Annotated in this window: 12 protein-coding genes; all 12 read left to right on the forward strand. The window is 65.0% G+C overall.

Annotated elements, in window-relative coordinates; genetic code table 11:
* The first annotated feature begins 744 nt into the window (after nucleotides 1–744).
* Complete coding sequence (locus tag IDH44_RS25665) at nucleotides 745–1,521, forward strand: tyrosine-protein phosphatase (RefSeq protein WP_223870048.1); 777 nt, start codon at nucleotides 745–747, stop codon at nucleotides 1,519–1,521.
* A gap of 184 nt (nucleotides 1,522–1,705) precedes the next feature.
* The gene (locus IDH44_RS25670; RefSeq protein ID WP_190921677.1) at nucleotides 1,706–2,458 is read left to right on the forward strand and encodes a YveK family protein; all 753 of its coding nucleotides are present in this window, start codon (nucleotides 1,706–1,708) and stop codon (nucleotides 2,456–2,458) included.
* On the forward strand, nucleotides 2,439–3,134 hold the full coding sequence (locus IDH44_RS25675; protein ID WP_190921678.1) for a polysaccharide biosynthesis tyrosine autokinase: 696 nt from the start codon (nucleotides 2,439–2,441) through the stop codon (nucleotides 3,132–3,134). Before IDH44_RS25670 ends, IDH44_RS25675 begins: the two co-directional genes overlap by 20 nt.
* Before the next feature lie 201 nt (nucleotides 3,135–3,335).
* On the forward strand, nucleotides 3,336–4,238 hold the full coding sequence (gene galU, locus IDH44_RS25680; protein WP_190921687.1) for a UTP--glucose-1-phosphate uridylyltransferase GalU: 903 nt from the start codon (nucleotides 3,336–3,338) through the stop codon (nucleotides 4,236–4,238).
* 7 nt (nucleotides 4,239–4,245) lie between these two features.
* Complete coding sequence (locus IDH44_RS25685) at nucleotides 4,246–4,947, forward strand: sugar transferase (RefSeq protein ID WP_397326850.1); 702 nt, start codon at nucleotides 4,246–4,248, stop codon at nucleotides 4,945–4,947.
* 57 nt (nucleotides 4,948–5,004) lie between these two features.
* Nucleotides 5,005–6,270, forward strand: a complete 1,266-nt coding sequence (locus IDH44_RS25690; protein WP_190921680.1) for a glycosyltransferase family 4 protein — start codon at nucleotides 5,005–5,007, stop codon at nucleotides 6,268–6,270.
* On the forward strand, nucleotides 6,251–7,855 hold the full coding sequence (locus tag IDH44_RS25695) for a hypothetical protein (protein ID WP_190921681.1): 1,605 nt from the start codon (nucleotides 6,251–6,253) through the stop codon (nucleotides 7,853–7,855). Before IDH44_RS25690 ends, IDH44_RS25695 begins: the two co-directional genes overlap by 20 nt.
* Nucleotides 7,852–9,069: a glycosyltransferase family 4 protein gene (locus tag IDH44_RS25700; RefSeq protein WP_190921682.1), complete on the forward strand. Its 1,218-nt coding sequence runs from the start codon at nucleotides 7,852–7,854 to the stop codon at nucleotides 9,067–9,069. The genes IDH44_RS25695 and IDH44_RS25700 overlap by 4 nt, the downstream gene beginning before the upstream one ends.
* Nucleotides 9,066–10,271, forward strand: coding sequence for a glycosyltransferase (locus IDH44_RS25705; RefSeq protein ID WP_190921683.1), 1,206 nt, complete (start codon nucleotides 9,066–9,068; stop codon nucleotides 10,269–10,271). The genes IDH44_RS25700 and IDH44_RS25705 overlap by 4 nt, the downstream gene beginning before the upstream one ends.
* A gap of 158 nt (nucleotides 10,272–10,429) precedes the next feature.
* Entirely contained in the window at nucleotides 10,430–11,002 is a 573-nt protein-coding gene (locus tag IDH44_RS25710) for a DapH/DapD/GlmU-related protein (RefSeq protein WP_190921684.1), read from the forward strand.
* A 25-nt stretch (nucleotides 11,003–11,027) separates the two neighbouring features.
* Nucleotides 11,028–12,311: a UDP-N-acetylglucosamine 1-carboxyvinyltransferase gene (locus IDH44_RS25715; RefSeq protein WP_190921685.1), complete on the forward strand. Its 1,284-nt coding sequence runs from the start codon at nucleotides 11,028–11,030 to the stop codon at nucleotides 12,309–12,311.
* A 38-nt stretch (nucleotides 12,312–12,349) separates the two neighbouring features.
* The coding region (locus IDH44_RS27070) for a serine O-acetyltransferase (protein WP_190921686.1) at nucleotides 12,350–12,928 on the forward strand (579 nt) is incomplete at its 3' end.

Here is a 12,928-nt window from a genome sequence, read left to right on the forward strand (position 1 = left end):
TCGTCGTACGCCGCCAAGGTGCGACTTGTGCAAAATCTCGAAATCCTGCGAATGCGTGAGCATTCGTGAGCAACCCTCTTAAATACGAGGGATGGTTGTGAGCGAGCTTATTTCGCAGAAAATCAGGACATTTGCAGGCTAGCGGTTGCCACAGTGCTTATTTTCTTAAATCTTGTCTTTTCAGGAAGATTTCAAGGAAATAGCCACGGTGACAACCGTTAAAATTGGAAACGAGCCTTTTTAGGCCGAATAGCCGCTGCGGCAACCGTTAGCTGCCAAAGGCCCCCGGGAGCGCAACTGCCAAAGCTGCCAAAGTCGTCTGGGCTGCCACGGGGCCAGGAAGAATGGCTCCCAAGCGTCCAAGCGTCCAAGCTGCCAAGGGCATCCGGGCAAGTAGTCCGCGTTCCACCTGCAAAGGTCTTTCGCCCTGTTTTCTGAAAATTTACATGAGAATTTTCAAAAAATGATTTACTTTTCAATTCGATATGAATTATAATCAATCCCACAATTACACAAATTGAATAATAACCGCATGTGTCGCAGGTTCGCTCTGCGATTCTCAGCAGCTTTCGGCAGTAATCGTCCAAGGCGTGCCGTGTGTAGCGGAAAGGTTTTGTCTGGGATAGGGCGCTGCAATGGATAGACTCTATGCCAACTAAGTCGCGGACAAGCCTCGCCAAAGCATGGTGAGAGTCGTTTTCATTTGACTTGGAGGTCGCGAAATGAATAATAATTGGTGTGAAAATGTTCGATATTCATAGTCACATCCTGCCGGGTGTCGACGACGGAGCCGCCGACGAGGCGGAAGCGGTCGCGATGGCGGAAATGGCCGCCGCCGACGGGATCACGCACATGATCGCCACGCCGCATACCGGCGACAGTCGCTTCGATACTGCCTCGCAGCCTGTACTGGAGCGGGTGGCGTCCCTGAACCGGACGCTGCGAAGGCGCAGTATCGGCGTCGAGGTGCTTCCCGGCCAAGAGGTGCGCGCCGGTCGCCGGACGCTCGAGGATGCGGCCGCAGGCCGGCTGCTGACACTCGGGGGCAGCCGTTACCTGCTGCTGGAGCTGCCCTCGTCGATGGACGAGCGGACAGCGATCGAGCTGCTGCATGAGCTGCGTATGGTGCATATGCTGCCGGTCATCGCGCATCCCGAGCGGCACAAGCGGCTGGCGACCGATCCGGAGGCGCTGCAGCGGCTCGTGGAGGCGGGCGCTCTGGCCCAGGTTAATGCGGCCTCGCTGCTCGGCGACAATGGACGAGCTATCCGGCGGGCCGTACGGGCATTTGTCCGACGCGGCCTCGTGCATGCCGTCGCCTCGGACACGCACAACACGCAGCGCCGGCCGCCCGGTCTCGCCGCCGCCTACAACGAGCTGGCCATGCTGGGGGGAGGGGCGTTGGTCCGGACGCTGCGCGACAATGCGCGCCGCATCGCGCACGATCTGCCGGTCGTGCAGGTCGCGCCGGCCGGCCCGCGGCTCGGCTGGCTCTCGCGCCGTCTGAGCCGCCGGGTGTGAAGACAAGGTCCGGCGTCCGCCGCAGACGTGGCTCCACGGACGACCGCAGACATGGTTCCATGGACGATTGCAGACGCAATGAATAGACGACGACGGACATGCCCATGGACGATTGCAAGCGGCGTGCAATGGACGACCGCAGGCGCGGCGCGATGGACGAATGAAACGAGACGGGAGGAATGACATGGAGCTCAAACAGTATTGGAGCGTAATTCGCAAACGGCTATGGTTCATTCTGCTGCTGATTGTGGTCGCATGCACGGCCACCGGCGTGTACTCGTACACGTTCATCACCCCCAAATACGAGGCTTCGACGAAGCTGATCGTCAATCAGACGGGCGGCTCCAGCGATCTGCTGGCCAAGCTCGACCTGGGCACGATCAATTCCAATATTCAACTGGTCAAGACGTACAAGGAAATCATCAAAACGCCGCGTATCATGGATCTCGTCGTCGAGCGCTATCCCGATCTGGGCGTCAGCTCCGGGGAGCTGATTCGCAAGGTCAGCGTCTCGTCGATCAACGACACCCAGGTCATGTCCGTCACGGCGCAGGACGGCTCGTACGCCAGGGCGGCCAAGATCGCCAACGCCGTCTCCAAGGTATTCGTCTCGCAAATTCCGGTACTGATGAAGATGGACAACGTGTCGGTGCTGAACGAAGCGAACCCGCAGGCCGGGGCGCCGCCGATCGCGCCGAATCCGCCCTTGAACATCGCCGCGGCCTTCATGGTGGCGCTGATGCTGAGCGTGGGGATCGCCTTCCTGCTCGATTATCTGGACGACACGATCAAGACGGAGGAGGACATCACGGAGCTGCTCGGACTGCCGACGCTATCGGTCATTCCGCGGATTCGCGAGGGCGACCTGACCCGCTACCGCGAGGAAAAGCTGCAGACCGGCGCAAGGAGGGAGAAAAATGTCACGTACGAAGCGTAGATGGCCGCTCATTACCGAATCCAATCCGCAGTCGCCGATCTCCGAGGCGTACAAAATGCTGCGCACGAATGTCGCCTTCTCCAACCTGGACGACGAAATCCGCACGATCATGGTCACCTCCTCCACAATGGGCGAGGGCAAGAGCACGACCTCGGCGAATATCGCCGTCACCTATGCGCAGGCGCACCGGACCGTGCTGCTGATCGATGCCGACATGCGCAAGCCGACCCAGCATCATATCTTCGACGTCAGCAATCGCGGCGGACTCACCTCGGTGCTGAGCCAGCAGCAGGAGCTCAAGGACGCGCTGCTGACGACGAGCATCGCAGGCCTGAGCATCCTGCCCTCCGGGCCGATCCCGCCCAACCCGTCGGAAATGCTCGTCTCGCGGCGCATGAACGCGCTGCTGGAGACTGCTTCGCGCCTGTACGATGTGGTGATCATCGACACGCCGCCGATCATGATGGTGACCGATGCGCAGATTGTCGCGAGCAAATGCGACGGCGTCGTGCTCGTCATCGACTCCGGGCACGTCAAGCGCGAGAGCGCGCGGAAGGCCAAGGCGAGCCTGGAGCATGTCAATGCGCGGCTGCTGGGCGTGGTGCTCAACAACGTCAAACGCAGCAAGGCGGAAAGCTATTACGCCTATTACGGCGAACAGGCAGGCAGCAGCTAGCAGGCGTCCAGCTCTTTTAAAAGGATGAGGAAGGTAATGTCTCCTGCACCTCTATCACCGGAGGCACTCGACTGCGCTGTGGGCCGGCCGTCAGGCCAGCCTTAGACGTTCATCGTCAAGGGTGTGGTGTGAGGCGGGGTTGGATGCCCCATGAGCAAAAAAAGAGATTCATAAATTTTGTAAGGGATAGGGTGATGAATGATGAAAAAAGTGAAAAAAGCGATTATTCCCGCCGCCGGTTTGGGCACGCGCTTTTTGCCGGCTACAAAGGCAATGCCGAAGGAAATGCTGCCGATCGTCGACAAGCCGACGATCCAGTATATCGTCGAGGAAGCGGTCGAGTCGGGCATCGAGGACATCATCATCGTCACCGGCAAGGGCAAGCGCGCCATCGAGGATCATTTCGACCATGCCTTCGAGCTCGAGGACAATCTGTTCAGCAAAGGCAAGTTCGAGCTGCTCGACGAGGTGCGCCGCCCCTCCAACGTCGACATCCATTATATCCGGCAGAAGGAGGCCAAGGGGCTCGGCCACGCCGTCTGGTGCGCCCGCAACTTCATCGGCAACGAGCCGTTCGCCGTGCTGCTGGGCGACGACATCGTGCAGGCGCAGACGCCGTGCGTCCGCCAGCTCGCCGAGCAGTATGAGCTGACGGGCAAGTCGGTGATCGGCGTGCAGAGCGTGCCCGACGAGCAGACGCACCGCTACGGCATCGTAGCCCCGCTGGAGAAGTACGATCGGCTGTATCAGGTGAGCCGCTTCGTGGAGAAGCCGCCCGCCGGCAAGGCGCCGTCAAATCTGGCGATCATGGGCCGGTATGTGCTGGCGCCGGAGATCTTCACGTATCTGGAGGAGCAGGAGGTCGGCGCGGGCGGCGAGATCCAGCTGACCGATGCGATTCACAAGCTGAATCTGGACCAGGGCGTGTACGCCTACGATTTCGAGGGCATGCGCTACGACGTCGGCGAGAAGCTCGGCTTCATCCTGACCAGCCTCGACTTCGCGCTGCGCCGCAACGAGCTGAAGCATCCGCTGCTGGAGGCGCTCGACTCGATCATGGCCCGCGAGCGTGTCAATCCGCTGCTGGCGGCGGGAGGGGAATAACATGGCGATGCACTCTCCCTCGTCCCGCGATGCCAAGCTGGTGCTGCGCGGCGGCCACCGCTACCGCTCTCCGGAGCGCATGGCGGCAGGCGCCAAGGAGCGACGCGCGTACCTGGCGATCAAGCGCATGCTCGATATGACGGCAGCCGCGATCGGTCTCGTGCTGCTCGCGCCGCTGCTGCTGCTCGTGGCGCTGCTGATCAAGCTCGAGGACCCGCGCGGCGCGGTGTTCTTCAGCCAGACGCGGATCGGCAAGGACGGTCTTCCTTTCCGCATGTTCAAGTTCCGCTCGATGGTGCACAATGCCGAGGAACTGCTGCAGGAGCTGCTCGCGCGCAACGAGATCGAAGGCGCGATGTTCAAGATGAAGGACGATCCGCGCATTACCCGCATCGGCAAGTTCATTCGCAAGACAAGCATCGACGAGCTGCCGCAGTTGCTCAACGTGCTGCGCGGCGAGATGTCGCTGGTCGGACCGCGGCCGCCGCTGCCGCGCGAGGTGGCGGAGTATACGGCGCACGATCGGCAGCGGCTGGCGGTCGTGCCGGGCTGTACCGGGCTGTGGCAGGTGAGCGGGCGCAACGAGCTGAGCTTCGCCGAGATGGTGGAGCTGGATCTGCATTACATTCGCAGGCGCAATACGCGCTTCGATCTGCTCATTCTGCTGCGCACGGTCAAGGTGCTGGCCGGGGCGAGAGACGCATTCTAATGCATTCTAATGCACAAGAGCCGGCATGCGCCGGTCGGGGAGGGAGGTAGGCAGGCGATGGCGAGAATCGTCCATGTCACGGAATTTTCGAAGGGCGGCATCGAGACGCATCTCAACGAATTGCTCATCCGTCAGAGCGGACGGCACGACATCTACCTGATCGCGGCGCAGCAAGACGAGGCCGCCCGGACGCTGCGCGTCGCGCCGGACCGTCTGCTGCTGTATCCGTACCGCAGGCACCCGCTGGCGATGCTGCAGGCGCTCTTGCATATTCGGCGTCTGCTGCGCCGGCTGGCGCCGGACATCGTTCACGTACACGGCACGTTCGCCGGACTGTTCGTCCGTCTGGCGCTGCCGCCGGGCGGGCGCAGGCCGCGCGTCGTCTATTGCGCGCACGGCTGGTCCTTCCTGATGGATACGGCGCCCTGGAAGCGGCGCCTGTACGGACTGGCCGAGCGCCTGCTCGCGCTGCGCACCGACCGGGTGATCAACATCTCGGCCAACGAGCATCGCGCCGCGCTGCGCATCGGCATCCCGGCCGCCAAGTCGAGCGTGATTTACAACGGCATTTCCGGGCAGGAGAAGGCGGAGAATCCCGCCGCGAGAGGCGACGCGGGACCGGAGCCGGGCTCAGAGCCGGGAACGCTGTCCGGGGCGACGGAGGAAGCCGGGACTGGCGATACGGCGAGCGCGCCGGCAGTCGCTGCCGCAGACTTCCTCGGCGAGCGCCTCCCGTCGAAGCCGCCGCCGATCCGGCTGCTGTATATCGGGCGCTTCGACCGGCAGAAGGGCTTCGACGTGCTGATGGACACGTTCCGCGGCGCAGACTTCCCCGGCGTGTCGCTGCAGCTCGTCGGCGACGCGGTGCTGGGCGGGCTGGCGTGCGACATCCCGGACGGCGTGACCCGGCTCGGCTGGGTGCCCAATGCCGAGATCGGCCGCTGCATCGACGCTTGCGACGCACTCGTCGTGCCCTCGCGCTGGGAGGGCTTCGGCATCGTCGCGATCGAGGCGCTGCGCGGCGGCAAGCCGGTGATCGCGAGCAATCGGGGCGCGCTGCCGGAGATTGTCGCGCATGGGGAGACGGGCTACCTGTTCGACTTTGACCGCCCCGAGCAGCTGGCCGCGATCATTCGCGGGCTGGACAAGCGGGCGCTGGCCGAGATGGCACCGGCCTGCCGCGCCGCGTTCGCAGCGCGCTTTCATGCCGAGCGGATGCTCGCCGGCATCGAGCGCTTGTACGCGGACACGCTGGCGCGCCGGCCGCGGCGCCGCGCGGGTCGCGCGGGTTGGGAGGCCGGACATGAGCGCGGGGGCGTATGAGCGAGAGCGCGGTCGCGCCCGCGCCGTCGCGAGGCGGGCCGAAGCAAGATTGCCGATAGCCGGCGCTGCCGCTATGCCGAGCGGTCTGCAACGACGGCTGGCCGCGGCGCGGGAGCGGATCGGGGCGGGAGAGCGGACGCGCGCCCGGCAGCCGATCTATGCGCTGTATCTCGCCGTGCTGCTCGTGCTGACGGTATACCAGGATTTCCCGCTGGTCAATCGGATCGGCGAGATCGGCCGCACGCCGATCATTCTGCTGGCGCCGGTTTTCGTTTTTTGCGAGCTGGCCCTGCTCGCCCGGCACAAGCGAATCGCGGACTTGACGCGGCTGCAGCGGCAACTGCTCGGCTTCCTGGCGTATTTGGCGGTCATCAGCTGCCTGTACGTCTTCGGCCAATTTTTGCAGGGGACGTATGCGTACGGCTCGGAGAACATTCTCGTCAAGGCGGTCAAGGTCGGCATCTATCTGGTGCTGATCCTGCTGTATGTGCGGCATGTGACGCTGTTGCTGCGCCGGCTCACCGACCCCCGCTGGCTGTTTTTGAGCTTCTTCGCCGTGCTGTCGCTGCTGTTTGCGGTCATGCTCGTCGAGCTGGCGAGCATGCCTTACGCCCTGCCCGGGCTGCATTCCGGCAGCGGCCCGTATTACCGGGTGCGCATGCTGACCTCGGAGAGCAGTACGACCGGCTCGATTGTCGTCGTGCTGGGCGCCATTTATTTGGTGCTGGCGCGGCGCCTCGCCGGGCAATCGGCGCGCATGTTCGCTTACCTCTACCTGGGCGTGTTTGCCGCTTATTATGTGCTGACGACGTCGTCCAAGGGCTTCCTGGTCATCGCGCTGGCGACGATGCTGGTGACGATGCTGCAATTCATGAATTTCAAGCGCAAAAAAAACATGCTCCTGCTGCTGGTGACGCTGCTCGGCGCGGGGCTGTTCGTGTTCTATTTCTCGGGCAGCGTGCTGAGTTCGTTCGCCAACGACATGGAAAATTATACGTCGTCGTACACTCGTCTGGGCACGGTGCTGATCGCGCTGCTGACGGTGCTGCATCATCCGCTGGGCGTCGGGACGGGCGCTTACCTGGTCTATTTCGAGGCCTATATCAATCAGGTGATCGGACTGCTGTCGGAATTCTACTACAATGTGTTCGGGATGAGCCAGATCAACGCCGGGGAGCTGCTCAACTATGTCAGCTCGGACAAGAACCTGGGCGTCAAGTCGGGCTTCTTCCAATGGCTGATGTTCGGCGGCATCGGCACGGTCGTGTTCTTCTTCGTCCTCATTCGCGGCATGCTGGCGCGCGCCCGCGGCAGCCTGGTGCTGTACGTCGGTCTCGTGTTCACGCTGCTGTCGCTGCTGTATGTGACGCTGGAGATCAAGTATGAGGTGTGGCTGCTGCTGGCCTTCCTCAGCGTATGGGGAAGGGGCGGCGCCGCAGACGACGAAGCGGACGACCGCCGCGGCGGCGAGGCCGGGAGCCCCGATGCCGAAGGCGACAACGCGGCAAGTCGCCTGGCAGGCGGGACGAGAAGGCCCCGGGAGGACAAGACGACAAGCCGCGAAACGGAGGCGAAGGCCGAATGAAATTGCTGATTGCATGCAACGATTATCCCTATCCTGCCGACCACGGCGGTCGCGTCGACATGTGGGGGCGCATCCAGGTGCTGCGCGAGATGGGCTGCACGGTCGATCTGATCGTCTGCACGGCGCAGACGCCGGGGGACGAGGAGCTGGCGGAAATGAAGCGCTATGCGCGCCGCATCCTCGCCTGTCCGCGCCGCACGCGTCCGGCCGATCTGCTCGGCGGTCTGCCGCTGCAGGTGCTGTCGCGGCGGTCGCTGGCGGAGGCCGAGATCGGCGAGGCCTACGACGCAGTGCTGCTGGAAGGCGACTACGTCTATCCGGTGCTGCACAATCCGACGCTGCGCTACGGCGAGGCGCTGCTGCGGGTGCACAATGACGAGCGGGCGTACTTCCGCGCGCTGGCCGGCAGCACGAAGCGGCCGCTGCACAAGCTGTATTACTGGTCGGAGAGCTACAAGTTCGGGCGGCTCGCAAGACGCCTGCTGCAGGAGACGGACGGCTGGCTGTTCATCTCCAGCAAGGAAGAAGCGGCCTTCCGCGCCCGTTACCCCGAGCGGCGCAGCGTCTTCCTGCCGCCGCCGGTCGCGCGCGGCCGCTTCGCTCCGGCTCCGCTGACGGCGGCGCGGGTTGTCTTCATCGGCTCGCTGTTCATGCCGAACAACCGCGAGGCGATCGACTGGTACTTGCGCCGCGTCCACCCGCAGCTCATCGCCGATCCGGAATACCGCTTCGTCATTGCCGGCAATAGCCGCGGCCAGGGTCTCGGCTGGCTGCAGGCGTATGATCTGAGCCGGGTAGAACTGCATGATTCGCCGCCGTCGCTGGATGCGATCTACCGCAGCGGCTACCTGTTCGTCAATCCGATGCGGCACGGCGCCGGGGTCAAGCTCAAGACGATCGAGGCGATCCAGCACGGCCTGCCGGTCGTCTCGACCTCGATCGGCTGCGAAGGCACAGGGCTCGCGGACGGCAAGCAGATCCGGATCGCCGACACGGCGGACGGCTTCGCGGCTGCGGTGCGCGAGCTGCTCGGCGACCGCCGGGCGGCGCTCGGCCTGCTGGCGGCGGCCCAGGCCTACATTCGCGAGCACTACGATCACCGGCGCGTGCTGGAGCGAGCGCTCGGCATGCAGCCAGGCGCCGCTGCCGCACACGGGCCGCAGTCGGAGCGGCAGGTCCAGCCAGGCCAGGCGGCGCAGGCGGTGCCGCGATGAGTGCGAAGGTGCGTCACAGCCGTACGAAGGATGCATCCGGAGCGGCGGGTGGCGCGGTGCGTGCTGAGGATCGGCGCACGCGTCTGATGTTCGTCACGCATTCGGCGCAAAAAGGCGGCGCGGAGCAAAGTCTCATCCATCTGATCAACTACGTCGATCGCACGCGCTACCGCGTCTATCTCGTCTGCCCGCCGGATACGGCGTATGCGCACGAGCTGAATGAGAGCTGTACGCTCGTACCGCTGGCGCTGCCGAGCGTGAGGCAGGGGCTGGGACTCGGCTACGTCCGCGCGGTCCTGCGGCTGCGCCGCTTCGTACGCGAGACGGGGATCGAGCTGATCCACGCCAACGGCTGGCGCGCGCCGTGGTATGTCGCGCCGCTGCGCCTGATGCGCGGCGTCAAGCTGATCTGGCATCATCGCGATCATACCGACTCCCGGCTATTCAATCGCGTGCTGCCGACTGGCTTCGACCAGGTCGTCTGCATCTCCGAGTTCGTCGCCTCGGCGCTGCCCCGCGCGCGCAAGCGCGTCATCTACAACGGCGTCGACGCCGCGCGCTGGCCGGATCGTCCGCGGCGCGGCTTCATGGAAGACGGCGAGCTGGTGATCGGCACGTTCGGCCGGATCGTCGAGTGGAAACGATACGATCTGATGATCGAGGCATGTCGTCAGCTCGCCGAGCACGCGGTGACGAATTGGCGGCTGCGGATCGTCGGCAGCACGGCGATGGACGGGACCGAGCGTTACCTGGAGCGGCTCCGGCGACAAGCGGAGCGGGCCGGCATCGCCGACCGCGTCGAATTCGCAGGCCACGACTCCCGTCCGCTCGAGGCGATGAGCGCCTGCGACGTGACGATCAACTTCTCCGACCGGGAGCCATTCGGCCGCGTCATCATCGAGTCGCTGCTGACCGGCACGCCGGTCATCGTAGCCGACTCGGGCGGCGCGCCGGAGGTGGTGCGCCGCACCGGCGGCGGGCTCATCGTCGGCGATGGCGACGAGGCCGCGCTGGCGGACGCGCTGCGTCGGCTGCACGCTGCCGGCGCGGAGGCGTGGGAGGCGCTGTCCGCGCAGGGACGGGCGGGGGTGCGCGAGCACTTCGACATGGCGCGCGTCAGCGAGCAAGTCGATCGGCTGTACGGCGAGCTGCTGGAGCGCCGCCCGCCCGGGCGCCGGCGAGCAGCGCCGGCGAAGGCCTAGTCGCCCGCCCGCAGGACTATGGCGCCTCGCCAGGCCCCGGGCCCGGGCAGCGGGGGACGGCGAGCTGCGCAGACGAAGGGCTAGGGTGAGGTCAGTTGGCGGGCAATAGAGTGAATGAGTAACGTTACTGCGCCTGAGTGTGCAGGGGAGGGATGGCCATGAGCGCATATCCGAGCAAGATTACGCTGGGCAAGGCGTGGGCGGTAATGAAGGGGATGGCGCTGCTGAAGGCGTCGGCAACCCGCGTCGGCGCGCTCGCCCGCGTGCGGGGGCGGCTGCGGGTGGTCAACCGCGGCGAATTGATGATCGGCCGCAGCGTGTCCTTTCACGCGCAGCCCTTCCCGTCGGCGATTCATGTGGCGCGGGGCGCCAGGCTGGAGATCGGGGACAACGTGTTTTTTAACTACGGCCTCGACATCGGCTGCGAATGCGGAATCACGATTGGCGACAACACGATCATCGGGCCGATGGTCAATCTGATGGACTCGAATTATCATCCGGTGGATGCGCGAGCGTCCGCCGCGCCGCGACCGATCGCCATCGGCGACAACGTCTGGCTCGGCCGCGGCACCGTCGTGCTGCCGGGTGTGCGCATCGGCCGCAATACGGTCGTCGCCGCCGGCAGTGTCGTCACCAAGGACATTCCCGCCGATGTGGTGGCCGGAGGCGTGCCGGCGCGCACGATCCGGCCGATCGATGTCCCGCAGGACTGGATTCGCAGAGACAAGTAGATCAAAGGACAGGAGTGGACAAGGCATGGCCATGACAATGGAGCATCAGCGCACGAATCAACAGAAGACGATGAGGATCGAGGGCGGCCGCGAGCTGTCCGGCACGATCCGGCTCTCCGGCGCCAAAAACGCCGCGCTGCCGATGATCGCCGCCGCCTGCCTGGGCGAGGAGCCGACCATACTGGACAATGTGCCGATCGAGCTGCGCGACGTGCAGATTCTGATCCGCGTGCTGCGCGAGGCCGGCGCGTATATCGCCCTGGAGGGCAGCTCGCTCGCCTGCGCGCGCGGCGACTTCCCGCGGGGCACGGTGAACCGTGAGGCGAGCGAGATACGCTACTCGCTGCTGCTGCTCGGACTGGCGGCGGCGCATCGCGGCGAGCTGCTGCTGCCGATGCCGGGCGGCTGCAAGATCGGCGATCGCAAGTACGATCTCCATCTAATGGGTCTGCAGCGGCTGGGCGCGCGCATCGAGGAGACCGAGGCCGGCATCCGTGTCGCCTCCGAGGGCGGCGTCGGCGCGGATATCGAATTCTACCTGCCGACGACGTCGGGCACGGAGAATCTCATGATCGCCGCGGCGCTCGCCTCCGGACGCACGACGATCCTCAACGCCAACACGCGGCCGGAGATCATGGAGATGGCCAAGCTGATGAATCTGATGGGCGCCAAGGTGAGCTGCAGCAATCGTGTCGTGCAGATCGACGGCCAGTCCCGGATCCAAGGCGGCGTGCGTTACGCCATCATGCCCGGCTGGGACGAGGCGGTGACCTACATCGTCGCCTCGGCAATGACCGGCGGGGAGATCTGCATCGCGGACTTCTCCCTCGACTTCATCCGCGAGGACGTGCGGCATCTGCGCGAGATCGGCGTCGACGTCTTCGAGTGGGGCGGGGCGGTATACGCCTCCGGCAAAAAGCAGAAGCGCGCCTTCGACCTGTTCACGGCGCCGTACCCGGGCATCAACTCGGACATGCAGCCGATCTTCGCGGCGCTCGCCTTCACGGCGGCGGGCAAGAGCACGATCACCGATCTGCGCTTCACCGACCGCTTCCGCTATGTGGAGGAGCTCAAGAAGTTCGGCGGATCGATCCACGCCTTCGGCAACACCGCCATCGTCGAGGGCGGTCGGCCGCTACAAGGCGCGCACGCGACGGCGACCGACCTGCGCGGCGGCGCCTCCTGCGTGCTGGCGGCGCTGATCGCAGAGGGCGAGAGCATCATTACGAATGTGAGTCAGATCGAGCGCGGCTACGAGAATATCGCGGGCAAGCTGCGGCAGCTCGGGGCGCGCATCGATACCCCTTAATCGACACCGATTCAATCGAAGAAAGGAGCGGGAGGGCCATGACACAGGTGCAGGAGGCATCTCCGTTACCGAATCCTGATCTTGCGGACCAAGCCGCATCCGGCGGTGGAGGCTACCGCGCGGTGCTGCGCGCGCTCGGGCGGGACCTGCGCTTTTGCGGCGGCTCCCGGCTGCGGCGGCGCGTGCTGACGGTGCTGTTCTCGATCAACTTCCAGGTGCTGCTGCTCTACCGGCACGGCCGCTACCTGCACCGCAGCGGACGCCTGCGGCGCCAACTCGTGCAGGTGCTCAACTACGTCGCGCGCACCCGCTATCAGTGCTATGTCTCGGAGCTGGCCGAGATCGGCGCGCGGCTCAAGCTGCCGCATCCGACCGGGATCGTAATCGGCGAGGACGTGCGGATCGGCGACGGCGTGACGATCTTCCAGCAGGTGACGCTCGGCAGCCATGGCCGCAAGGGCGAGGGCCGCGCCTATCCGATCGTCGAGGACGATGTCGTCCTCTACGCCGGAGCCAAGGTGATCGGCGGCGTGACGCTCGGCCGGGGCTGCGTGATCGGCGCCGGCTCGGTGGTCACGCGCAGCGTGCCGCCGGGAGCGGTCGCCGCCGGCGTCCCG

The sequence above is a fragment of the Paenibacillus sabuli genome (genome assembly GCF_014705605.1).
Classification (GTDB): Bacteria; Bacillota; Bacilli; order Paenibacillales; family Paenibacillaceae; genus Paenibacillus_D; species Paenibacillus_D sabuli.

Coding starts and splice junctions, on each gene's coding strand:
- IDH44_RS25665 (WP_223870048.1), top strand. CDS start 745: ATGTTCGATATTCATAGTCACATCCTGCCGGGTGTCGACGACGGAGCC.
- IDH44_RS25670 (WP_190921677.1), top strand. CDS start 1,706: ATGGAGCTCAAACAGTATTGGAGCGTAATTCGCAAACGGCTATGGTTC.
- IDH44_RS25675 (WP_190921678.1), top strand. CDS start 2,439: ATGTCACGTACGAAGCGTAGATGGCCGCTCATTACCGAATCCAATCCG.
- galU (WP_190921687.1), top strand. CDS start 3,336: ATGAAAAAAGTGAAAAAAGCGATTATTCCCGCCGCCGGTTTGGGCACG.
- IDH44_RS25685 (WP_397326850.1), top strand. CDS start 4,246: ATGCACTCTCCCTCGTCCCGCGATGCCAAGCTGGTGCTGCGCGGCGGC.
- IDH44_RS25690 (WP_190921680.1), top strand. CDS start 5,005: ATGGCGAGAATCGTCCATGTCACGGAATTTTCGAAGGGCGGCATCGAG.
- IDH44_RS25695 (WP_190921681.1), top strand. CDS start 6,251: ATGAGCGCGGGGGCGTATGAGCGAGAGCGCGGTCGCGCCCGCGCCGTC.
- IDH44_RS25700 (WP_190921682.1), top strand. CDS start 7,852: ATGAAATTGCTGATTGCATGCAACGATTATCCCTATCCTGCCGACCAC.
- IDH44_RS25705 (WP_190921683.1), top strand. CDS start 9,066: ATGAGTGCGAAGGTGCGTCACAGCCGTACGAAGGATGCATCCGGAGCG.
- IDH44_RS25710 (WP_190921684.1), top strand. CDS start 10,430: ATGAGCGCATATCCGAGCAAGATTACGCTGGGCAAGGCGTGGGCGGTA.
- IDH44_RS25715 (WP_190921685.1), top strand. CDS start 11,028: ATGGCCATGACAATGGAGCATCAGCGCACGAATCAACAGAAGACGATG.